The 22,546-nt window shown below is 71.1% G+C and carries 21 protein-coding genes and 1 pseudogene; 3 read left to right on the top strand and 19 right to left on the bottom strand.

All coding sequences use genetic code 11. From position 1 onward, the window contains the following. Both GEV28_RS10585 and GEV28_RS10590 read right to left on the bottom strand, forming a co-directional pair. The gene (locus GEV28_RS10585; RefSeq protein ID WP_291411145.1) at positions 1–942 is read right to left on the bottom strand and encodes a DUF5926 family protein; all 942 of its coding nucleotides are present in this window, start codon (positions 940–942) and stop codon (positions 1–3) included. Between the two features lie 10 nt (positions 943–952). Then, the gene (locus GEV28_RS10590) at positions 953–1,768 is read right to left on the bottom strand and encodes a glycerophosphodiester phosphodiesterase family protein (RefSeq protein WP_291411147.1); all 816 of its coding nucleotides are present in this window, start codon (positions 1,766–1,768) and stop codon (positions 953–955) included. 28 nt (positions 1,769–1,796) lie between these two features. Between GEV28_RS10590 and GEV28_RS10595 the strand changes: the two genes are divergently transcribed. Further along, entirely contained in the window at positions 1,797–2,993 is a 1,197-nt protein-coding gene (locus GEV28_RS10595) for a cytochrome P450 (protein ID WP_291411191.1), read from the top strand. 118 nt (positions 2,994–3,111) lie between these two features. On the opposite strand, the gene GEV28_RS10600 is transcribed toward GEV28_RS10595, so the two are convergent. From GEV28_RS10600 to GEV28_RS10615, 4 genes and pseudogenes are all read right to left on the bottom strand, one after another. After that, complete coding sequence (locus tag GEV28_RS10600; RefSeq protein WP_291411149.1) at positions 3,112–3,996, bottom strand: DUF4328 domain-containing protein; 885 nt, start codon at positions 3,994–3,996, stop codon at positions 3,112–3,114. After that, positions 3,993–4,331: a rhodanese-like domain-containing protein gene (locus GEV28_RS10605; RefSeq protein ID WP_291411151.1), complete on the bottom strand. Its 339-nt coding sequence runs from the start codon at positions 4,329–4,331 to the stop codon at positions 3,993–3,995. The genes GEV28_RS10600 and GEV28_RS10605 overlap by 4 nt, the downstream gene beginning before the upstream one ends. 58 nt (positions 4,332–4,389) lie before the next feature. Further along, positions 4,390–5,265: a hypothetical protein gene (locus tag GEV28_RS10610; protein WP_291411154.1), complete on the bottom strand. Its 876-nt coding sequence runs from the start codon at positions 5,263–5,265 to the stop codon at positions 4,390–4,392. Further along, positions 5,265–5,658, bottom strand: a pseudogene (locus tag GEV28_RS10615) (sigma factor-like helix-turn-helix DNA-binding protein). Before GEV28_RS10615 ends, GEV28_RS10610 begins: the two are co-directional and overlap by 1 nt. A 48-nt stretch (positions 5,659–5,706) precedes the next feature. Between GEV28_RS10615 and GEV28_RS10620 the strand changes: the two are divergent. Together GEV28_RS10620 and GEV28_RS10625 are read left to right on the top strand one after the other, a co-directional pair. Beyond that, positions 5,707–7,965, top strand: a complete 2,259-nt coding sequence (locus tag GEV28_RS10620) for a P-loop NTPase fold protein (RefSeq protein ID WP_291411155.1) — start codon at positions 5,707–5,709, stop codon at positions 7,963–7,965. 33 nt (positions 7,966–7,998) lie between these two features. Then, positions 7,999–8,394, top strand: coding sequence for an SgcJ/EcaC family oxidoreductase (locus GEV28_RS10625; protein WP_291411157.1), 396 nt, complete (start codon positions 7,999–8,001; stop codon positions 8,392–8,394). A 57-nt stretch (positions 8,395–8,451) separates the two neighbouring features. On the opposite strand, the gene GEV28_RS10630 is transcribed toward GEV28_RS10625, so the two are convergent. The 13 genes from GEV28_RS10630 to GEV28_RS10690 form a co-directional block, all read right to left on the bottom strand. Continuing rightward, on the bottom strand, positions 8,452–10,059 hold the full coding sequence (locus GEV28_RS10630; RefSeq protein WP_291411159.1) for a cation acetate symporter: 1,608 nt from the start codon (positions 10,057–10,059) through the stop codon (positions 8,452–8,454). Continuing rightward, positions 10,056–10,400, bottom strand: coding sequence for a DUF485 domain-containing protein (locus GEV28_RS10635; RefSeq protein ID WP_291411161.1), 345 nt, complete (start codon positions 10,398–10,400; stop codon positions 10,056–10,058). Before GEV28_RS10635 ends, GEV28_RS10630 begins: the two co-directional genes overlap by 4 nt. Positions 10,401–10,547: 147 nt before the next feature. After that, entirely contained in the window at positions 10,548–12,275 is a 1,728-nt protein-coding gene (locus GEV28_RS10640; RefSeq protein WP_291411163.1) for a cation acetate symporter, read from the bottom strand. A 536-nt stretch (positions 12,276–12,811) separates the two neighbouring features. Further along, the gene (locus tag GEV28_RS10645; protein WP_291411165.1) at positions 12,812–13,162 is read right to left on the bottom strand and encodes a hypothetical protein; all 351 of its coding nucleotides are present in this window, start codon (positions 13,160–13,162) and stop codon (positions 12,812–12,814) included. Beyond that, a complete protein-coding gene (locus GEV28_RS10650; RefSeq protein WP_291411167.1) occupies positions 13,162–13,944 on the bottom strand; it encodes a LytTR family DNA-binding domain-containing protein in 783 nt (260 codons plus the stop codon). The genes GEV28_RS10645 and GEV28_RS10650 overlap by 1 nt, the downstream gene beginning before the upstream one ends. A 70-nt stretch (positions 13,945–14,014) precedes the next feature. Next, on the bottom strand, positions 14,015–15,109 hold the full coding sequence (locus GEV28_RS10655) for a sensor histidine kinase (protein ID WP_291411169.1): 1,095 nt from the start codon (positions 15,107–15,109) through the stop codon (positions 14,015–14,017). A gap of 69 nt (positions 15,110–15,178) precedes the next feature. Further along, positions 15,179–16,966 carry a cation acetate symporter gene (locus GEV28_RS10660; RefSeq protein ID WP_291411171.1) on the bottom strand — a complete coding sequence of 596 codons (1,788 nt, stop codon included), beginning with the start codon at positions 16,964–16,966 and terminating at the stop codon, positions 15,179–15,181. A gap of 29 nt (positions 16,967–16,995) precedes the next feature. Then, a complete protein-coding gene (locus GEV28_RS10665) occupies positions 16,996–17,412 on the bottom strand; it encodes a hypothetical protein (protein WP_291411173.1) in 417 nt (138 codons plus the stop codon). A gap of 7 nt (positions 17,413–17,419) precedes the next feature. After that, complete coding sequence (locus tag GEV28_RS10670) at positions 17,420–18,256, bottom strand: LytTR family transcriptional regulator DNA-binding domain-containing protein (RefSeq protein ID WP_291411193.1); 837 nt, start codon at positions 18,254–18,256, stop codon at positions 17,420–17,422. A 125-nt stretch (positions 18,257–18,381) separates the two neighbouring features. Beyond that, a complete protein-coding gene (locus GEV28_RS10675; protein ID WP_291411175.1) occupies positions 18,382–19,245 on the bottom strand; it encodes a S49 family peptidase in 864 nt (287 codons plus the stop codon). Positions 19,246–19,703: 458 nt separating this feature from the next. Then, a complete protein-coding gene (locus GEV28_RS10680; RefSeq protein WP_291411195.1) occupies positions 19,704–20,954 on the bottom strand; it encodes a histidine kinase in 1,251 nt (416 codons plus the stop codon). Between the two features lie 73 nt (positions 20,955–21,027). Then, positions 21,028–21,891 (bottom strand): DNA-formamidopyrimidine glycosylase family protein, encoded by an 864-nt coding sequence (locus GEV28_RS10685; RefSeq protein WP_291411177.1) that lies wholly within the window; start codon positions 21,889–21,891, stop codon positions 21,028–21,030. Positions 21,892–21,918: 27 nt separating this feature from the next. After that, entirely contained in the window at positions 21,919–22,356 is a 438-nt protein-coding gene (locus tag GEV28_RS10690; RefSeq protein WP_291411178.1) for a DUF983 domain-containing protein, read from the bottom strand. Between the last annotated feature and the right edge of the window lie 190 nt (positions 22,357–22,546).

The following is a 22,546-nucleotide window of genomic DNA, read 5'->3' on the forward strand; positions in this document are numbered from 1 at the left end:
TCAGCGGATGGTGATCTGGCGGCCGATGAGACCGTCGCGGGCGCGGCGCTCCTCGCTGGTGAGCGGCTCGTTCTCCAGCGACGCGAGCGCGGTGGTGAGCCGCTCGCCGAGCTGCTCGGCGGGCTCGGTCCACTCGCGGGCGTGCTTCTCGCTGTCGAGGTCCCACACCGGCACGAGCAGACCGTGCGCGCGGAACGAGCCGGCGTAGCGGGAGCCCTCACCGAGGTCGAGCACGCCGCGGGCGGACAGCCGGGCCAGCGCCAGCATCAGCTGCTCCTCCGACTCCGGCCGCACCCAGCGAAGGTGGCAGCGGTCGCCGGCGTCGACCCAGTAGGCGGCCGGACCGATGCGCTCGGTCGGCATGATCGCGGCGTTGGCCCGCTCGAGGGACAGCGCGACCTCACCGGTCGGCTCCTCGCCCTCGGGCATCCACCACGAGAAGTCGGTGTGCACGGTCGGTTCCAGGACCTGCTCGACGTCGACCATGTCCTGGAAGCGCTCGCGGTCGGGCGACTCGTCGGTCTCCGGGCCGACGACCGGCAGGGCGGCGCCGTCCTCGGCCTCCAACACCCAGCGCAGCGCGCGGGCCATGTCCCGGCTGACGTCACTGGAGCGGGTCTGCACCTGCAGGCCGATCAGCGCGGTGCCGTCCGCGCGGACCAGCGCGGCGGACGCCATCGACAGCACGGTGGCGAGCGTGACCTCGCGCTCCGCGGGCTTGGCGAGCGTCAGCGGCACGGTGGCCGACGGGACGAACTCGCGCAGCGCGACGAGCTCGCACTCACCGGCGAGGCCCGCGAGCGGCCGGGCGACGGGCAGCTCGACGGGGCCGCCGGAGCTGCCGTGACATGCCTTGTACCGCTTGCCCGAACCACACGGGCACGGCTGGCGCGGGTTGATGCCGTCGGTGGTGCGCTGCTTCACGGCGGATCGCTTGGCCATGGCGACGACGCTACCGGTTGAGCCGGGACCGGGTGGTGGCCGGGGAGTTCGTCGCGAGGTAGCGAACGCCGAGCCGCCGGCACAGCTCGATGTCGGCCGGATCGTCGACGGTCCAGGTGTAGGTCGGGTGGCCGAACGCGGCCGCGCGGGCCACGTAGTCGGGGTCGTCGCGCAGCAGGTGCACGCCCGGCCCGGTGTAGTCGGCCGAGCGGGGCAGCGTGCCGTCCCACCGGATCGCCGACAGCTGCCTGAGCAGCAGGACCGTGGGCAGCCGGGCGGAGTGCTGGCGGACGCGGCGGATCGCCATCGCGGAGAACGACGTCACCACGACCGGCGAGTCCTCTTTGGACTTGGGGTTGGCCAGGCCGTAGCGGCTGAGCAGGGCGACCAGCTTGGCCTCGACGAGCCCGCCGTACCGGACCGGATGCTTGGTCTCGACGAAGAGCGTGGTGCCGGGCGCGTCGACGACGAGGTCGAGCAGCGACTCGAGGGTCAGCACGCCGTGGTGGTTCGGGTCGGGCGTCCACACCCGCTGGCGCACCAGGTCGTCGGCGCTCTCCGGCATCGCCGCGTCGTACCGGCCGTAGTCCAGTTCGGACATTCGGGCGAGGGAGAGCGTGCTGACCACGCCGCGGCCGGTGGAGGTGCGGTCGACGGTGCGGTCGTGGACGCAGACGAGGTGACCGTCGCGGGTCAGGCGGACATCGCACTCAAGTCCGTCGGCGCCCTGTTCGAGGGCGAGTGCGTAGGCGGCGACCGTGTGCTCCGCCCGATGCGCGGAAGCTCCCCGGTGCGCGACGACGGCGGGCTGCACGGCGCGGATCATCGCACAGACCGGATACCGTCGTCGTGTGCTGTTCGATCCTCAGGATGCGGCGTTCCTCGCCGATCCGTACCCGGTGTTCGACTCGTTGCGGGCCGATGGTGAGGTGCACCGGCACGACGGGCTCGGTCTCGCGGTCGCGGTGTCGCACGCGGCGTGCTCGGCGGTGCTGCGGGACCGGTCGGCCGGTCGACTGTGGACCGACCGCACGCCGGTGGAGTCGTTCGCGGCGTTCAACCTGCTGCACCGGAACTCGCTGCTGGAGAGCGAGCCCCCGCGGCACACCAGGCTGCGGCGGCTGATCTCCACCGCGTTCGCGCGTGGGCACACGACCCGGTTGTCGCCGTGGGTGGAGTCGGTCGCCTCGTCGCTGGTGTCCTCGCTGGCGGCGGCGATCGCCGCCGACGGGTCCGCGGACCTCCTGTCGCACGTGGCCGCGCCGCTGCCGGTGGAGGTGATCGCGGAGCTGCTCGGCGTGCCCGCGGCGGACCGGCACCGGCTGCAGCCGTGGTCGAACGCGATCGTGAAGATGTACGAGTACGACCTGGCGCCCGCACCGACCGAGGCGGCGGAGTCCGCCGCGGCGTCGTTCGTCGACTATCTGCGCTCGCTGGCCGCCGCACGGGCTACCGCGCCGGGTGACGACCTGGTCAGCGACCTGGTGTCGGTGCGCGACGGCTCGGACCGGCTCACCGACGACGAGCTGGTCGGGACCGCGGTGCTGCTGCTGATGGCCGGCCACGAGGCGACGGTGAACGTGATCGGCAACGGGGTGCTCGCCCTGCTGCGGCACCGGTCCGAGTGGGACCGGCTGGTGGCCTCGCCCGACCTGCTCCCGACGGCGGTGGAGGAGCTGATCCGGTTCGACGCGCCACTGCAGCTGTTCGAACGGACCGCCACGGCGCCGACCACGATCGCGGGGTACTCGCTGGAGCCGGGCGACCGGATCGCCGCGCTGCTCGGCGCCGCCGCTCGGGACCCGCTGGTGTTCGACCGGCCCGACGTGCTGGATGTCGGCCGCTCCCCCAACCCGCACCTGGGGTTCGGCGCGGGGATCCACTACTGCGTGGGGGCGCCGCTGGCTCGGGTGGAGGTCGCGGCCGCGTTGTCGGCGCTGGTCCGGCTGCTTCCGGGGCTGCGGCTGGCCGAGGAGCCCGTACGGCGCGGGGAGTTCGTGATCCGCGGGCTGCGCACGCTGCTTGTGACTGGTCCGCCTCCCCGGGATTAAAAGTGTTGGTTGCGTTCCGGCGGAGAGTGCGGATCGTTGGTGGTTGGTGGCTGGGTTTCGTCACGGTCCCCTGAGGTTGCGTTTGGTCGGCGCGAGGCTTGTTTCCAAACGCCAGCCACTAGCGCCTGGAGGTGGCCGGGCGTACCGGGCGGAGCCGGGGCGGCGGGGCGTTGTCGACCCGGATGACCCGCATGTAGCGGACCTTCCGCGGGTCCAGCGGCGCCAGCAGGGTCGATATGCGGCGAACCATGAGCGCGGTGAGGACGGCGACGGTGGCGGCGGCCAGGTCGGTGAGAGCGCTGAGGATGACGCCGTCGGCCTGTGCCTGGACGCCGCCGCGCAGCCGCCACACGACGGTGGCGGCGAAGAGCAGACCGCCGACGACCCACGCGGCCCACCAGATCGTGACCGCGCGGCCGGGCGTGGGGCGCTGGTCGGCGGGGCGGCGCAGGACGTGGTGCTCGAGCTCGGCGAGGACGACGCCGGCCATGGCCAGGTTGATGCCCGGGATGAGCAGGTAGACGTAGACCTGCCAGTCACGGCGGGGAAGGTCCTGCTCGGCGGACTCGGCGGCGACGTGCCGGGCGAGGTGCAGCCACCAGAGCGTGACGGTGCCGGCCAGCACGGCGAACGCGAGCGCCAGGACGGAGCCGATGGTGACGACGGCGTCGGAGGAGGCGACGAGGCGGTCGGAGAGGGCGCCGCCGCGACTTTGGAGTAGCAGGACGTAGCGCCAGATCTCACCGGCGGCGGCCATGAGCGTGAGGCCGGCGAGGGTCCACATCATGGCGGCGGAGTGCCCACCGACCGCGCGGACCCGTTCGACCGTGACGGGTTCGAACTCGCCGGTGCGCGTGCCGGGGACGGTGGTGGGCCAGCGCCAGGCCAGCGCCGGGAAGCCCCAGCGCGGGGTGTCGCGGTAGGCGGGCGGGCCGAGGTAGGGCAGCCGGCGTCGCGGCTGCCTTCTGACGCTCCCCGGGCTCGAGGCCACCCACCTGGTCATATGACTTGCGGCTCCCCCTGGTCGCACGCGAGGTCGCGGCCGGCGGCGTGCCAGGACTGCATGCCGCCGTCGACGTTGCGTGCGTCCCAGCCGTTGGCGTTGAGGTAGGCGGTTACCCGCCCGGACCGCCCACCGGTGCGGCAGATGACCAGGACCTCGTGGTCGGCCGGCAGCTCTCCCAGCCGGCCGGCGAGCTCGCTCATGGGGATGTGCCGGGCCCGCGGTGCGTGGCCGGCGTCCCACTCGTCCTGCTCCCGCACGTCGAGGAGGGTGACGTCCTGCGGCAGCTCGGCGGGCAGCTCGGGCACGGTAACGGTGGGCACCTGGGATGGCATCACACCGACGATGCTGCCACGCACCCCCGTCAGACGCCCGTGAGCCCGCTCCCTCCCGTCACTCGTCCAACGCGGCCAGCGACCTCGCGACCTCGGCGAGCTGTGCGGCGTCGAGCGGCAGGCGGCCCCGGCCGTCCTCGACCACATAGCCGCCCAGCTCACCGGCCGGCTTCTTGTCCGACTCGCCGTACGCGGCGGTGGTGACGACGTAGAGCCGGCCGTTGGGCCGGTAGACCCGCAGGTGCTGCATCGGCAGCTCGGGGCTGTCCTCGTTGGCCTGGTAGAGCTGCAGCACGGCGCCGTTGTCGAGCAACCTGCGGCTCGGCGGCGCGCAGTTGCCGTAGGCGGTGACGTCGAGGTCCGCCGCCTGCTCCGGTTCGCCGCCGAACCGGCCGACCTCGAGCTGGACGCTGCCCGGACCGCCGTCCATGGGCACGTTCACCTCGACGAAGCCGTTCGGCGCGTTGGTCTTCTGGGAGTGTGCCTCCCAGGAGTCGTACACGACCTGCGACGGGGCGCCGGTCTGCCTGGCGATCGCGCTGTAGAAGGTCTCCTCGACGTCGGCTTGCGGCGGCAGGTCGAGCTGGGGTTCGGGGTGGTCGCTCGGGGAGCTCGCGCAGTACCTCCCGTCGCCGTCGAGGTTCCGCGCGGGGACGTCCACCCAGGTCCAGCCGGGCAGCAGGGGCGTGGTCGAGGAGGTGGGCGGCGGGGTGGCGGCGACCCCCGCACCGTCGGCCGGTGGGCGGATCAGCATCGCGCCGACGCCGATCGCGGCGACCACCGCGCCCACCCCGGCGACGGCGGCGGCGCGCTGCACGAACGCGCGGCGCCGGCCCTGGCGGATCACCTGCTCGACGGTCGTGACGGTCGGCGGCACGGGCTCGTCGATGAGCACGTGTAGCGCGTCGCGCGTCCGGGTGTCGTCGTCGAACATCAGGCGTTCCTCCGGCTCGGCACGTCGTTGGGGCGGTCGTCGCGGTGGTAGGCCGCGCGAAGGGTGGCGAGGCCGCGCGCGGTCTGGCTCTTGACCGTGCCCGCGGAGCAGCCCAGGGTCTCGGCGACCTGCTCGACCGAGAGGTCCGCGACGAACCGCAGCACCAGCACGGCCCGCTGGCCGGGCGGCACGCAGGTACGCGTCGACGGTGTCGATGCGGACCTTCGCCCAGCGGGCATAGATGCGGACGAAGGACTGCTGGGCGATCTCCTCCGCGTCCGACCACGAACCGCACATGGCGTAGGCGATCCGCCGCGCACCGTCGAAGCGCGCCGAAAAGAATTCGGCAAACTCCTGGTCGCGCCCTCGCACCCCGGACCACCTCCACCCCATCTACGCCGAAGTCTTCCGTGCGGTTGCACTCTGCGAGAAGGTGTGCGCGTGACTCTCACCCTGGGGCCCGGTGTCGATCAGCAGGTGCCGATGGACAAGGCGCTCGGCTCACCCGGATTCGTGGTCGTGGTCCACGACACGGCCGCCGACGCCGAGCTCGCCGTCCGCGAGTCGCTGGGCCGAACGCGCCCGGACTGCGCGCTGTTCACCGGCGAGACCGACATCTCGACCGACGACCTCGCCGGCCATGACCACGACGCGGTGTTCCTGCTGGATCCTGAGGAGACCCAGGAGCTGCTGACCCGCGCGAAACGGATGAGCCCACTGGACCAGCTGTTCCAGCGACTCCCGAACACGGTGGTCAGCTACGGCGACGCCGGCACCGTTCGGGAGCTCCTCGTCGACCTGGTGAACCTGCCGTACCACGTGATCCGCCTCGACGCGCAGCGGCACGTGCCCGGCTACCACGCGGACACCGACGCCGGGGCCGACCGGCTCGGGATATCCGCCGACGTCGACATGCTGGCCGACCTGGTCGCGTCTCGGCTGATCAAGCCGCCGCTCTCGATCGGGCTGTTCGGCGACTGGGGCTCCGGCAAGAGCTTCTTCATGCGGCGGATGCGGGAGCGGATCCGGGTGCTCGCCGACCTGGCCGCCGCCGAGGAGACCACCGTCCGGCAGCGCGGGCCTGGGGTCTCCTCCTACTGCTCCTCGGTCCGGCAGATCACCTTCAACGCCTGGCACTACGTCGAGGCCAACCTGTGGGCGAGCCTCGCTTCGCACATCTTCGACAACCTCGCGACCGGCGACTCCGAGGACGACCTGCGAAGACGCGCCGACCGGCTGGGCGAGCTACGCAGGACCGAGCAGTCGCTGCTCACCCGGCTGAGCGCGGTGCGGCTGGAGCGGATGATGGTCGCCGCGCGGCATCAGCGGCAGCCGGTCGCGGTCGACCTGACCGGTGACGACTACGCCTGGGTCGCCAAGGAGCTCGGCGTTCCCGACGCGACGATCGGCGACGTGCGGCGGTTCGCCGAGGAGGTCAGCGGGGTCAAGGCGGAGGCCAAGCGGGCCGGCACGCTGTTCAAGAGCAGCCCGTTCGCGTGGGTGACGCTCGGCGCCGGGCTGATCCTGGCCGGCGTGCTGGCGTTCGTGGCGCAGAGCCCGGCCTGGCCGGTGGTCACCGCGGTGGTGGCCGCGGTGGTGGCCGCGACGCCGGTGGTCACCAAGGTGCGGGAGGCCGCGAAGCGCATCAACCGGGCGGCGGAGACCGACCAGGCGGCCACCGGGAAGCGGCTCGCCGAGCTGGACGCGGAGACCGCGCGGCTGGAGCGGGCGGTCGCCGAGCTGGCGCCGGGGCAGGACGTGACGGCGTTCGCGCGGTCCCGGGGCGCCGACTACCGCCAACACCTCGGCGTGGTCTCGTCGCTGCGGCGGGACCTCGAGACGTTCGCGGCGATCCTCGACAAGGAGCGGGAGTCCGACGGCGGGCTCGAGCGGATCGTGCTCTACATCGACGATCTGGACCGGTGCCCGCCGGACGTCGTGGTGAAGGTGCTCGAGGCGATCCACCTGCTGGTGGCGCTTCCCGTGTTCGTCGTGGTGGTCGGCGTGGACGATCGCTGGCTCCTGCAGGCGGTCCGGCAGCACTATGCCGCGATGTTGCCGGACGACGTCATGACGCCCGCGGACTACGTCGAGAAGGTCTTCCAGATCCCGTTCCAGCTGTCCGCCATGGACGGCGACGGGTTCGGGGACCTGGTGCACGCGCTCGCCGGCTCCGGGGCGGCCGGCCCGGGATCTCCGCGGGTGCTCCGCCCGCCGGTGGACCCGACGGCGGACACGACGGAGCTCGGCCCGGTGATGGTGACGCCCATGGTGCGACCCCGGCAGCTCGACATCTCGGCCGGCGAGCTGGAGTTCCTCACCCGGCTCGCGCCGCTGGTGCCCTCGCCGCGCGCGGCGAAGCGGCTGGTCAACCTCTACCGGCTGCTGCGGTCCCGCCTCGCCGGCCACGAGCTCGAGGACTTCGTCGAGGGCGCCGGGGCGCGGGCGGTGTTGACCTTGCTGGCCGTGCACGCCGGCGACTCGGAGGCCGCGGTCGGGTTGTTCGCGAGGATCGGCGCCGCGGGCACGGGCGTGGCGTCCTGGCGTGGGCTGCTCGACCGCTACGCGAAGGACGACGACGTCGAGACGTTGTGCGCGACGCTGCGCACGATCGACGGGATGCCCGACTCGCTCGGCGTGTACCGGGAGTGGCTGCCCCTGGTGCGGCGGTTCTCGTTCGGCCACCGACCTGGCCATTGACCTCGACATTGCTCGAGGTATGACGCTGATGAGGTGAGCACGGAACAGGACGAGGCGGCGATCCGGCGGATCGTCGCCGATGTGCAGACCGCCTTCAACACCAACGACGCGGACCTGCTGACGAAGCACTTCGCCACGGACGCCACCGTAGTCACGGCCACGGGCACGCGGATCACCGGCCGGGACGCCCTCCTAAGGGCGAACCGCGAGGGTCTCGCCGGGATCCTGCGCGACCAGCACGCCCGCTACGACGTCACCGACATCAGGTTCCTGCGACCGGATGTCGCGCTCGCCTACAAGCGGGCCACCGCGATCACCGAGGACGAGCCGATCGACCTCGATCACTCGATGGTCGCGCTGTACGTGCTGGTCAAGGATGACGGCCGGTGGCGGATCGCCGCCCGGCAGAACACGTTGGCCCCTCGGTAGCCGAGCGTGGCCCCCGATCCCCTGTTCGGGACCGGGGGCCACGCTCAGACGGTGCCGCTAGTGGGTCACCGCCTTCTCGGCGTGCGCCCCGGTCAGCGAGCGCACCTCCATCTCCGCATACTTCGCGTCGTTGCGCTCCTTGGAGAAGATCGTCCCCAGGTAGCCGAGCAGGAACGACACGGGGATCGACACGATGCCCGGATTGGACAGCGGGAACCAGTGGAAGTCCACCCCGCTGAACATGGGCTTCGCCCCGCCGGAGACCGCGGGTGAGAAGACGATCAGCACCACGCACACCGCGAGGCCGCCGTAGATGCTCCACAGCGCGCCGGAGGTGTTGAACCGCTTCCAGAACAGGGAGTACAGGATGGTCGGCAGGTTCGCCGACGCGGCCACCGCGAACGCCAGCGCCACCAGGAACGCGATGTTCTGCCCGTTCGCGGCGATGCCGCCGACGATCGCGAGCGCGCCGATGACCAGCGCGGTGATCCTGGCGACCCGCACCTCCTGGGCCTTGTCGTCCACCGTGCCCTTCTTGATCACGTTGGCGTAGACGTCATGGGCGAACGACGCCGACGCCGTGATCGTCAGCCCGGCCACCACCGCGAGAATCGTCGCGAACGCGACCGCGGAGATGAGGCCGAGCAGCACGGTCCCGCCCAGCGCGAAGGCGAGCAGCGGTGCCGCCGAGTTCTCCCCGCCGGGTGCACCCGCGATGACGTCGGGACCGACCAGCGCGCCGGCGCCGTAGCCGAGCACCAGGCTGAACAGGTAGAACAAGCCGATCAACCAGATCGCCCACACCACCGAGCGGCGCGCCTCACGCGCGCTCGGCACGGTGTAGAAGCGCATCAGCACGTGCGGCAGGCCCGCCGTGCCCAGCACCAGCGCGAGCGACAGCGACACGAAGTCGATCTTCGACGTCCCGTCCGCGCCGTAGCGGCCGCCCGGGTCGAGTAGCTTCGAACCGGCCTCGCCGCCGCGCTCCACCGCACCGCCGAGCACGCTGGACAGGTTGAACCCGAACTTGCCCAGCACCCACACGGTCATCACACCGGCGCCGATGATCAGCAGGGTCGCCTTGATGATCTGCACCCAGGTGGTGCCCCGCATGCCGCCGATGATCACATAGATGATCATGATGGCGCCGACCACGCCGATCACCGCGGCCTGACCGCCCGCGTTGTCGATGCCGAGCAGCAGCGCGACCAGCCCGCCCGCGCCGGCCATCTGCGCCAGCAGGTAGAAGAACGACACGGCGAGCGTGGAGACCGCCGACGCGGCCCGCACCGGACGCTGCCGCATCCGGAAGGCGAGCACGTCGCCCATCGTGTACTTGCCGGTGTTCCGCAGCAGCTCGGCGACCAGGAGCAGCGCGATCAGCCAGGCGACGAGGAACCCGATCGAGTAGAGGAAGCCGTCGTAGCCGGCGACCGCGATGGCGCCCGCGATGCCGAGGAACGACGCCGCCGACAGGTAGTCACCGGAGATGGCGATGCCGTTCTGCGGGCCGGTGAACGCGTGGCCGGCCGCGTAGTAGTCGACCGCGGTCTTGGACGTGCGGCTGGCCCGGAACACGATGACCAGGGTGATCGCCACGAAGAGCGTGAAGATCCCGATGTTGAGGGCGGCGTTGCTGCCTTCGATGCCCTGCGCGAGGTTCATTCGGCATCTCCCTCGATGTCCGCACGGATCTTGTCGGCGACCGGGTCAAGGTGACGGGTGGCGTGCCGGGTGTACAGGTGGGTGATCACGAAGGTGGACACGAACTGCAGCAGGCCGAAGATGAGCCCGATGTTGATGTTGCCGAACACCTTGGTCGACATGAAGCCGTGCGCGTAGGCGGACAGCAACACGTACAGCAGGTACCAGGCGAGAAACGCCACGGTCATCGGGAACACGAAGCTGCGCAACCGGCGGCGCAGCTGGGTGAACTCGGCGCTCTCCTGAATGGTCGCCCAATCGGGATCCGACGTCCGTGGGGGATCCTGGTCGGTGCTACTCACAGTGCCTCCTGGGGGGCCCAAGAAGTGAAATTCGTTCTAACGACCCTAGGAAGCAGCCACTCTGCGCAAAATCATCAGCAGTCAGACCGCGCCGAGCCGCGACGAACGGTTGACCAACGGCACGCTTGACGGGCCGAGTGGCCTACGTCACGTTCTCGGTTCACTCGATCGAGTGGCCGCGCGGAGCGCGCGCAGGCGGTCGGCCGGTGTCGCGACGCTGTCCTCGTTCAGGTGCAGCCGCAGCATCGCGGTACGGCTCCAGGACGGCGGCCGGCCGCGCAGCGAGACGACGACCATCGTGGCGAAGGCGAGCGGGACCGACCACGGCGCGGGCTGGGCGACGAGGATCGCGAGCCAGCCACTGACCGGCAGGCCGAGCAGGGTGCCGGCGAACGCACCGGACGCGGCGAACAGCCCCACGAGCACACCGCTCATCGCGCCGGCGACGGTAAGCCGCGACCACCAGATGCCGAGGACGAGCAGCGGGCAGAACGTGGACGCGGCAACCGTGAAGGCCCAGGTGACCAGAATCCCCGCGTCGAGCCGGATCGCTTGCAGGGCAAGGAGGACGACGACCGTGGCCACGGCGATCACGGTGAACCGCAGCCGGCTCAGGCCGCCGGGCAGCAGGTCGTAGGAGATCGCACCGGACACGACGAGGACGAGGCCGAGCGAGGTGGCGAGGAACGCGGCGAACGCGCCACCGGTGAGCAGGGCGGTGAACAGGCTGCCCGGCCAGCCGTCGTCGACCTGGGCGGGCAGCGCGACGACGGCGATGTCGGTGGCGCCGGAGAGGTACAGCTGCGGGACGAGGACGCGGCCGAGGACGCCGTAGATGCCCGGGAAGAGGTAGAAGATGCTGAGCAGGGCGACGGTCAGCGCGGCGGTGCGGCGGGCGGCGCGGCCGTCGGGGCTGGTGTGGAAACGCATGATCACGTGCGGGAGGCCCATGGTGCCCAGGGCCAGCGCGACGACCAGCGCCCAGGTGCCGAGCAGCGGGCGGCCGGCGTCCTGGAGGTCGAGCAGCGGGCGTTCCCAGCCGGCGCCGCCGGGGCGGGCCTCGCCGGTCACCTGCGGGACCTGGGCGCCCTTCGGGAAGATGACGGTGCTGCCCTGCGGGACGTCCCAGCTGCCGTCCTTCACCTGCGCCGACTGTCCTATGTGGACTTCGGTGGGCTCGGTCATCGTCAGCGTGGTGCCGACCCGGAAGACCACCCGGGTGTCGTGTTCGAACTCGGTGAACTCGACCGGCCGGACGGCGTCGTGGCGCACGTCCGGGCCGACCTGGATGAGCAGCCAGATGGCCGGGACGATGAAGAGGAAGAGCTTGAGCACGAACTGGAAGGCCTGGACGTAGGTGGCGGCGCGCATCCCGCCGAGCGCGAGGGTGATCGCGACACCCGCGCCCGCGACCACGACGCCGACCCAGTACGGGCTGTTGCTCACCGCGGACAGGACGAGCCCGGCCGTGCGGAACTGCGGGACGAGGTAGAGCCCGCCGATGACGAGGATGACGACCGCGGTGACCCGCCGCAGTGCCGGCGAGGCGAGCCGGGCCTCGGCGAAGTCGGGGACGGTCAGCGCCCCCGAGCGACGCATGGGCGCGGCGACGAGGACGAGCATGGCGATGTAGCCGGCAGTGAAGCCGACGGGGTACCAGAGCGAGCCGATGCCGTCCTTGACGACGAGCCCGGCCACGCCGAGGAAGGACGCCGCCGAGAGGTACTCCCCGGAGACGGCGGCGGAGTTGAGCAGCGGCGAGACCCGGCGGGACGCGACGAGGAAGTCCGACGTGGTGCGCATGGCCGCGACGCCGCGCAGCCCGATGAGGAGCGTGACGAGGACGACCGGCGCCACCGCGAAGGCGATGATCACCGCGGAACCGCCGACGAGTTGTCCACAGCCCGCGAAGTTGTCCACAGCCGCCGCCGACGCCCCCTTTCCGTCGGCACGACCCGATAGACTGACTCCGGGGAGTGCCGGAGAAACGGTCTGGTGTCATGAGCCACGAGTGCGACGCTAACGCAGGCCAGGAAGACGGTCGCCCGTTCGTAAAGGGACTTCTCTTCCCGGCTACCGCCCGGGGAGGGGCTTTGCGTTCCTGAGGTGAGGCTAGACCGGAGGAACGAAGCCAGGGATCCAGCCGGGGTCATCGGAGTCACCGCACACTGGGCAAGGCTCCTCGACCATGCCGCCAGGCATACGGTCGACCCACACCGTGCCGTTACCGGGCAGGATCATCGGCCTGATTGTTCCGTCGTCCGTTCGGTACTGGGTGACCTGCCGGCACCCATGACAAACCGTCCGGACACTCTCCGTCATCGGTTCATCCATCCTGACCCGCCGCACTGCTTGCAGATCTCCGCGTCGTACACCGTATGTGTCTTACACGCGCGCGTGCGCGCGACGGGTCATGGTTTGTCCTCCGCGTTCTCGGCTCGGCGCAGCTGCCAGGCGGCCAGCAGCGACAGCGCCGGGTACGGGAGCACCGCCAGGGCCAGCCAGGAGATCGGGATTCCCATCAGCCGCACCGTGTCCAGCCCGGGGAACAACGCGAAGACCAGCGGAAGGCCCAGGATGCCCACGAACAGCAGGACGAGCGGGGCGACGGCCAGGCGACGCTGGGCCCGGTAGAGCTCCGCGGCCCGCTCCGCTCCCGCGGGGTCCAGCTTGGGCACCCGCCAGCGGCCACGCAGCCTCCTGCGGGAATGCGCCAGCCGGGTCTGCGGGCTCATCACCGCGACCCGCTTGTGGCCCGGCATCAGATCCGCCGCTCGGAGCGGTCCAGCCGACCGCTCCTGGCCGCCGCCAGCAGGCGCTCACGCAGGTCGCGGGCGTGGCGGCGGCTCACCGGCACGTCACCGAGCTCCGTGTGGGCCAGCAGGCCGCCCACCGAGTCGCTCCGCAGCTCGCGCACCGCGTCCAGCGCCACCAGGAAGCTCCGGTGCACCCGGATGAAGCCCGCCGGTTCCCAGTAGTCCTCCAGCCTGGAGATGGGCATCCGCACCTCGTGCACGCCGGACACCGCGTGCAGCCGGACGTAGTCGCCGTGCGCCTCGACGAACAGGACCTCCGTGCGGCGCACGTACCGGGTCCGGCCCGCGCTCTCGACCGGCAGCGCGGCCATCGAGTCCGGCGGCGGCGCGGGCAGTTGCTCGGGGGCCGAGCGCGCGGGTGGCACCACGCGGTTGATCCGGGCCAACGCGTCCGCCAGCCGTTCGGTGCGGACCGGCTTCAGCAGGTAGTCCACCGCGCCGATGCCGAACGCCGCCACCGCGTGCTGCTCGTACGCCGTGACGAACACGATCGCCGGCGGCTCGGACAGCTTCGCCAGCAGGGACGCCAACTCCAGACCGTCCAGGCCGGGCATCGAGATGTCAAGGAACACCGCGTCGAACCGGCCGCTCTGGATCATCCGCAGCGCCGACAGCGGGTCGCCCGCGCCGGAGACCTCCGCGATCTCCGGCGACTCGCGCAGCAGCCGACACAGCTCGTCCAGCGCGGGCGGCACGTCGTCCACCGCGAGCACCGACAGACTGGTCACGACTCCCCCTCGCAGGCCCGGTCGAGCCGCTCGCGGGTGGTCTGTGTCAAGCGTTCGCTCGCACGCTCGCTCACCCCGGCATCACCCCCGGCTGGAACCTCGGGATCCGCACGACCACCCGCGTCCCCTCGTCCCGCGCCGTCTCCACCACCAGGCCGAACCACGGGCCGTAGACGTTGCGCAGTCGTCTGTCCACATTGGCCAGACCGACGCTGTCCGAACCGGCGCGGCCGGCCAGGATCTCCTCGGCCAGCGACGGATCCATGCCGAGCCCGTCGTCCTCGACGCTGATCACGCAGTCGTTGCCCTCGGCCTCGCCGCGCACCAGCACGTGGCCGGCGCCCGCCCGCGGCTCGATCCCGTGCCGCACCGCGTTCTCCACCAGCGGCTGCAGCACCAGGTACGGCAGCGCCACCGCGAGCACCTCCGGTGCCACCCGGACCTGCACCTGCAGCCGCTCGCCCAGCACCGCGCGCTGCAGCGCCAGGTACGTCTCGATCGCGTGGAACTCGTCGGCGACCGTCGTGTACTCGCCGTGCCGGGCCAGGCTGTAGCGGATGTAGTCGGCGAAGTCGATCATCAGCTCACGCGACCGGTCCGGCTCGGAGCTCACCAGCGCGGCGATCACGGTCAGCGCGTTGTACACGAAGTGCGGCGAGATCTCCGCCCGCAGCGCCCGCAGCTCGGCCTGCGCCGCCTGCTCGGCCGACGCCTCCAGCCGGCCCCGCTCCAGCGCCTCGACGATCCAGCCGGCCGCCTCCCGCACCGCCGACCGCCGCACCGCGCCCGCGACGACCAGAACCCCGGCCAGCTCGTGGTGGACGTGCAGCGGCAACGCCATCAGCGGTGGCCGGCCACCCTTGGTCTCGGAGTGCAGGACCTCTTCGACGAGCTCTGTCGCGGGCCGCTCGTCCGCGGGCGGCGCGGGCGCCCACACCGGCCGGCCGGACAGGTCCGCGAGGGCGACGCGGTCGACGTCGAGCAGCCGGCGCACCCCCCGCGCCGCGGCCCGGACGCCGGAGCCACCGAGGCCGTCCTTGAGCTCGTCGGCGATGTGCCGCGCCACGCTCAGCACGGCCACCGGATCGGTTCGGGCCCACGGTCGCACGCCGATCCGGGACCGGCCAGGCGCCGGGTCAGGCGCTCGGTCGGCGGACACCGCCATCAGCGCTCCCATCATCGGCGACCGGGGCTCGGGTAGATGGTAATGGCCGGGTTCCCCGATCCCCGATCTTCATTTCCGGTGCCGACCGTCGGCCAGCCGGGCCCGCTCCTCCGCAGTGCCGAACCGCGCGATGGCCCGGTCGCGGATGAACCCGAGCCCGTCCGGCGCGTGCATCCGCAGCCGGATCTGCGCCACGTCGGGCGGCACCTTGCTCTGCGTTGCCTTGCTCACGATGATCACTGTCAGGAACGCGACCGGCACCGTGATGAGCGCGGGCTGCCCCAGCACGCTCGGCGCCCAGCCACCGGTGAACCCGCTGACCGTGTTCAGCACCAGCGACGCCAGCACCAGGCCGCCGCCGACCACCATGCCGACCGCCGCGCCGACCCAGGTCAGCCGCCGCCACCACACGCCGAGCAGCAGCACCGGGCAGAACGTCGACGCCGCGAGCGCGAACGACATGCCCACCGACAGCGAGATGTCCGACGGCCGCAGCACGATCGCGAGCGCGAGCGGCGCGCCACCGGCGATCGCGGTGGCGAACCGGAAGTCGCGTACCCGCCCGCGCAGCACGTCGGTCGACAGCACCCCGGACACGCTCACCACAAGACCGGAGGACGTCGACAGGAACGCGGCGAACGCGCCCGCCGTGACGGTCGCGCCGAGGATCTGGCCGAGCACCCCGGGCGCGATCTTCGACGGCAGCATCAGCACGGCCGCGTCGGTCTTGCCGGTCACCAGCAGCTCCGGCACGTACAGCCGGGAGAGCGCCCCGAGGAGGATGGGGAACAGGTAGAACAGCGACAGCAGCAGCAGGACGTGCAGTGTCGTCCTGCGCGCCGCCCTGCCGTCCGGGTTGGTGTAGAAGCGGACCAGGACGTGCGGCAGACCCATCGTGCCGAGGAACAGCGCCAGCATCAGCGAGTACGTCGTGAACAGGTTGTCGGGCGCGGCCGCCGGCCGCAGCCAGCTCGAGTTGTCCGTCGGCGCGCCGACCACCACCGGCACCGTCGAGCCTTGGGAGAAGTGCAGCTCGGTGCCCGCGGCGACCTCGTACACGCCGGGTGTCCAGTACACCGTGCCCCCGGCCGCGATGCCGTTCACCTCGCCCCGCGCGCTCAGCAAGGTGGTCTCCTCGACCTGGAGCTGCACCGGCGTCTGGACGTCGACCGTGGTCGCCCTGGTGAAGGTGGGCGGCATCGGCTCGGTCAGCCCGGTGACCGCACCGCCGCGCGGGCCGCCGTTGCCGATGAACAGCACACACATCACGAAGGTCGGCGCGGCGATCGCGAAGAGCTTGAGCCAGTACTGGAACGCCTGCACGACGGTGATCGCGCGCATCCCGCCGCCGAACACGTTGACGATGACCACGACGGTGACCAGCAGCGCCCCGACCCAGTTGGGCACCGGCAGGATGTTGGCGATCGAGAGGCCCGCGGCCTGCAGCTGCGGGACCACGTACAGGATCCCGATGAACACCACGAACGCGGCGGCGAGGCCACGCAGTGCCCGGGAGCCGAGCCGGGCCTCGCAGAAGTCGGGCAGCGTGTAGGCGCCGGACCGGCGCAGCGGTGCGGCGACGAACAGCATCAGCGCGAAGTAGCCCGCGGTGAAGCCGACCGGGTACCACAGGGCGTCGGCGCCGTCCTTGAGCACGAGGCCGGCGACACCGAGGAAGGACGCGGCGGACAGGTACTCGCCGGACACCGCGGCGGCGTTGCGCCTTGACCGCACAGTACGCCGGGCGACCAGGAAGTCCTGCGTCGTGCGGGCCGTCCTGGAGGACCGGTAGCCGATGTAGAACGTCGCCGCCGTGACGAGCGAGATCCCGGCAAGCGCCCAAATCTTTGCGTCCACCGAGTGCCTCGGGTCCTAACGAGAGCCGGCTACTTCTCCACCATCGCGACGAAGTCCTTCTCCTGTCGCTCGACCACCAGGTTGTACCAGTACCCGGCGCCGAACAACAGCGGGAACGGCAGCACGCCGATGACGAGCCACGGCAGCCGCACGCCGGCGAAGCTGACCTCCGACAGCGGCGGGACGAGGAAGAACACCGCCGGGATGACCGCGAGAAGCAGGATCGTGCCGATCCAGAACCGGATCGAGGTGCGGAACTGGGTGCGGATGTACTGGCTGACGAGCTCCTCGCCGTAGCTGGTCTGCTCCTCGAGCTCGACGACCGTGCGCAGGACGGTGACCGGCGCGCGTGAGTCGGCGAGCACCACGCGCTTGCGGCGCGGCTTGGTCGGCGGGTCCTGGTACGACCCGCGTTCCGGTCCAGAACCGGCGGCGTGACGGCTCACGACGACATCACACGCCGCCGCGCCGGGTGATCCGGTCCTTGAGCTCGCGGGTGTGCCGGCGGCTGACCGGGAGCTTGCGCTCCTCCTCACCGATCACCACGTGGTAGCCGTTGCCGCCGAGCTGCAGCTCGGTGATCAGGTTGATCGGCACCAGGTAGGACCGGTGGATGCGGACGAAGCCGGCCTTCTCCCACCGCTCCTCGAGCTGGGCCAGCGGGATGCGCACCAGGTGCGAGCCCTCCGAGGTGAACAGGCGGGCGTAGTCGCCCTGCGCCTCCACCCAGCGCACCGACGAGCGCGGGATCAGCTTGGTGTTGCCGGCGAGCTCGACGGGGATGACCTCGTCGTCGCTGGGCTCCGGGCCGCCGGCCTCGGTGGCCTCGGTGGCCAGGCCGTCGCCACGCAGCTTGGAGAAGACCCGCTGGACCGCGCGGTCCATGCGAGTCTGGTCGCACGGCTTCGGGATGAAGTCGACCGCGCCGAGCTCGAACGCCTCGACCGCGTCGTTGCCCTCGCCGTGGCCGGTGATGAACACCAGCACCGGGGACGGCTTGAAGCCGGCCAGCACCTTGGCCATCTCCATGCCGGTGAGGCCGGGCATCTTGAGGTCGGAGAAGACCGCGTCGACGATCGGCCGGCCGGAGTTCCGGCGCGCGCTGAGCTCGGGGTCGTCGCCGGCCAGCTGGCGCAACGCCTCGGTCGCGTCGAACGCCGGGATGACCCGCCGCACGAACCGGTTCGCGTCCAGCCGTTCCAGCAGGAGGTCCATCCCGTCCTTCTCGTCGTCAACGGCCAGGACGACGAGACCAGGGGTGTTCGCTGTAGTACTCACGGTGAGGTGCATCTTGCCGATCGGAAGAACCAAATGTCCATGGTCAACCTCCTGCTTACCCCGCCCGGGTGAGCGACGGGTTGATCTCGTGGCCCGGAAACAACTCAGAGCAGCGGTAATTCTCCCTTTTCGGGCGGCTAAAGCCCGAACCGGGACCATGTGGCGCGGACCTCCATGGCCTCCATCGCGCCCAAAACCCGGTCGCCGGGTCCCTGGCCGAACGCGGCCGACGCGCCGAGGCCCAACCGGGCCAGCAGCGGCCGCTTGGGCTCGGCCACGCTGATCTCGGCGTCCGGGTACCGCTCGGCGAGCACCTGCCGCAGGTTGCCGACGCCGTCGACGAGCCCGAGCTCGGCCGCCTTGGCGCCGGTCCAGATCTCGCCGGTGAACAGGTCCTCGGCGCTGGCGAGCCGGTCGCCGCGGCGGTCCTTGACCCAGCCGACGAACTGGTCGTGCAGCTGGGTCTGCAGGCTCTTGAGCCACTCGACGTCCTCGTCCTTCTCCGGACGGAAGGGGTCGAGCCGGACCTTGTGCGCGCCCGCGGTGTAGACCCGGCGCTCGACGCCGACCCGCTCGAGCAGGCCGTTGAGCCCGAAGCCGGCGGTCACCACCCCGATCGAGCCGACCAGCGACGACGGGTGCGCGAAGATCTCGTCGGCTGAGCAGGCGAGCCAGTAGCCGCCGGACGCGGCGACGTCCTCGCAGAACGCGAGCACCGGGACCTTCTTGCCCTTGGCGAGCTCGCGGATCCGCTCGCCGACGAGCGCGGACTGGGTGGGCGCGCCGCCCGGCGAGTTGATCGCGAGTGCCACGGCCTTGAGCCGGTCGTGGTCGAACGCCCTGGTGAGCGCGGACTCGACGGTGTTGATGTTGATCGTGCCGCGGGCCAGCGGGGACGGCGTCGGGGTGATCACGCCGTGCAGCTTGACGACGGACACCACCGGGCCGCCGCCACCGCGGCTCATGGGCAGCTTGGCAGCCAGCTTCTCGGTGACGCTCATGGTTCCCAACCCTATGCGGCTGTGCCGTATCCAGCCCGTGAGCGCTGCCTCCTGTCTGGTGGGGGTGGTGACGCGATGAGCCCGGCCGAGTGGGACTCGCGGCTGGCGCCCCGGGGCCGCGCCGACGCCGGCGACCGTGGCTGCGGGGGTTGCGGAGGCGGTGGTCGCGCCTGCGGACGCCGAGTCTGGGCCGCCGTCGCTGAAAGCGGACAGGTCCCACGCCGTGGCACCGACCCACGCAGCCACGGTCCATGCGCCACGGTCGCCAGATCGCGGTCACACACGTGGATGACGGGTCGCGCGCGCACGCGCGGGCAGAACTCAAGAAACGCAAGCCCCCACCCACTCCGGGGGCACCCCTCAGCTCCATCCTATCGGGCTGCACCGACGAGAACGGGATAGTGCGCGGCGCTGTGGACAAGTCGGCGGGTTGTGGACAAGTCGGTGGGCGGGGGGTGTCAGCGGGCGGGTTGGCCGACGGTGCCCTTCGGGGTGTCGGTGACCTCGGTGTCGGTGACCTCGGTGTCGTCGGCGCCGAACTTCGGCAGGTCGGGGCGCACGCCCGGGAAGAACTTGGGCACCCGCAGGATCACCTTCATGCCCGCGCCCGGTGCCGTCTCGGCCATCAGGGCGTACTCGTCGCCGAAGACCGAGCGCATGCGTTGGTTGATGTTGCCGATGCCGACGTGCGAGCCGGTCTTGTGGGCGTCGCGCAGGTCGGCGAACAAGCGGTCGGCGTCCATGCCGACGCCGTCGTCCTCGACACTGATCAGGGCCTCGTTGCCGTTGTCCTGGGCGACCACGGTGACCGTGCCGCCGCCCGGCTTCGGCGACAGGCCGTGCTGCACGGCGTTCTCCACCAGGGGCTGGAGCACCAGGAACGGCACGACCACCGACAGCACCTCGGGCGCGATCTTGATCCGCACGTTGAGGCGGTCCGCGTAGCGCTGGCTCTGGATCGTGAGGTAGCGATCGATGTTCCGGAGCTCCTCGGCCAGGGTCGTGAACTGACCGGTGGTCCTGAACGAGTACCTGGTGAAGTCGGCGAACTCCTGCAGCAGGTCACGCGCCCGCTCGGGGTCGGTGCGGATGAGTGAGGAGATCGAGTTCAGCGCGTTGTACAGGAAGTGCGGCGAGATCTGCGCGCGCAGCATCCGCACCTCGGCCTTGGCCAGCGCCTGCTTCGACTCGTCGAGCTTCGCGAGCTCGAGCTGGATGCTGACGAACTTCGCCACCTCGTCGGCCGCCCGGATCAACCTCTTCGAGTTGACGCCGCCGACCACGATCAGCGTGCCCTCGACGTGCCCGTCCGGAATGAGGGGCACGATCACGGCGGTGCGCATGGGGCAGCGGCCACGGTGCTCGCAGTTGAGGTTGGTGTGGTGGATGTGCGCGCGCTGACCGTTGCGGACCGCGACGTCGACCGCGCCGGTCAGGTCGTCGTAGTGCTCGTTGGCGCCGCCGTCCCAGGACAGCAGCTGTCCGGAGGCGTCGGTGATCCCGATGGCAACGCACTTGAGCATCTCCACCAGGTGCTTCGTCGCCTGGTCGGCGGCCTCCTCGGTGAGTCCGCTCCGCATCGCGGGCGCGGCCTTCGACAGCCGCTGCACGGCGTCCAGGACCGCGTCGTCCACCGACCCCTCGGACTTGCGCCTGCGGATGAAGAGCACGAACAGCCCGCCGACGACGAGCATCGCCAACGCACCCATCAGGGCACGCTCGGTCAACAGGTCGGTCACCATTCAATGCTCGACGCATGGCGCTCACTAAGCAAGCGAGCTCTTACTTCAACAGTCGCGACATGCGCCGGTCGGCGAGCGGTTTGCCGCCCGTCTGGCAGGTGGCGCAGTACTGGAACGCCTTGTCCGCGAAGGACACCTCGCGCACGGTGTCCCCGCACACCGGGCACGGCATGCCGGTGCGGCCGTGCACCCGCAGCCCGGACCGTTTCTCGCCCTTGAGCAGCGCCGCGTGCTGGCCGACCGACCGGTTCACCGCATCGGTGAGAACCGTGCGCAGCGCCGCGTACAGCCCGTCGACCGCCGCGTCGGCGAGCTTGCCCGCGGTGGCGTAGGGCGAGAGCTTGGCGGTGTGCAGGATCTCGTCGGAGTACGCGTTGCCGACGCCGGCCAGGATCTTCTGCGTGGTCAGCGCGTTCTTCAGCCGCTCGGTGCGGCCGGCGAGCACCGCGGCGAACTCGTCGCGGGTGATCGACATGACGTCCGGGCCGAGCGCGGCGACACCCGGCACCTCCTTGGGGTCGGCGACGATCCAGGCGGCGAGGCCCTTCTTCGTGCCGGCCTCGGTGAGGTCGAAGCCCGGGCCCTTGCCGGGTGGGCCGAGATGCACACGCAGCGCGAGCGGTCCCTTGCCCGGCCGGGGCGGCGCGGCGGACATGTTCTCCGCCCAGCGCAGCCAGCCCGCGCGGGCCAGGTGGATGATCAGGTGCAGGCCGTCGCAGTCCAGGTCGAGGAACTTGCCGTGCCGGGCGGTCGCCGTCACGGTCCTGCCGTGCAGCTCGGTCCAGGACGGGCTCACCGTCTTGAGCACGCTCAGCGACGCGACGTCGACCCTGGCCACGGTTCGGCCGACGCCGTGCTCGCGGATGTGCTGCGCGAGGGCCTCGACCTCGGGGAGTTCAGGCACCTCGCCAGTCTTGCCGGATTCCGCCGATTACGCCACGGGTTGTAGCGGCCCTTCGATGCCCGGCACCGAGTCGATGGCGATGCTCTTCGCCACCCGGTTCACCTGCTGACGCACGGTGAACAGACCGCGCACCGTGCCGACCCACTTCTCGGTGGGGTCACCCTCGCCGTTGTCACCCGTCTCGGCGACGACCGACCACGGCCGCCGCAGTGCCCATCGGGCCGGGAAGAACAGCATGACCAGCACGATCAGCAGAACCACCCAGAGCGGCACGACGACGTCGTCGGGCGTCCACAAGATCAGGATCGCGCCGAGCGCCACGACGAGGACCAGCAGCACGACCGCGGCCGCGTTGCCGACGCTCACGTCGTGCTCGAAGTCATCCGCAGTGGCCGGCGACCGCCACTCCAGCTGGCTGCGCAGGGTCCACATCCGTCCGTCCGCGCCGCGCACAACGCGCGTCATTGGGCCTCCCGGCGCCGAGCATGGTCGGGAACATCCCACTAATGATGACCTAAGGAATTGTCTCAAATTAACTTGTACATGTCGTGATTGTTCTGTCATGGTTCTGGTATGGCCATGGTCGTGGAGATCGATGAGCAGGTCCTGGCGGCGAAGTTCGGGACGATCCTGCCGCACTTGGATGAGCGGCAGC

The organism is Actinophytocola sp., assembly GCF_009379765.1.
Classification (GTDB): Bacteria; Actinomycetota; Actinomycetes; order Mycobacteriales; family Pseudonocardiaceae; genus Actinophytocola.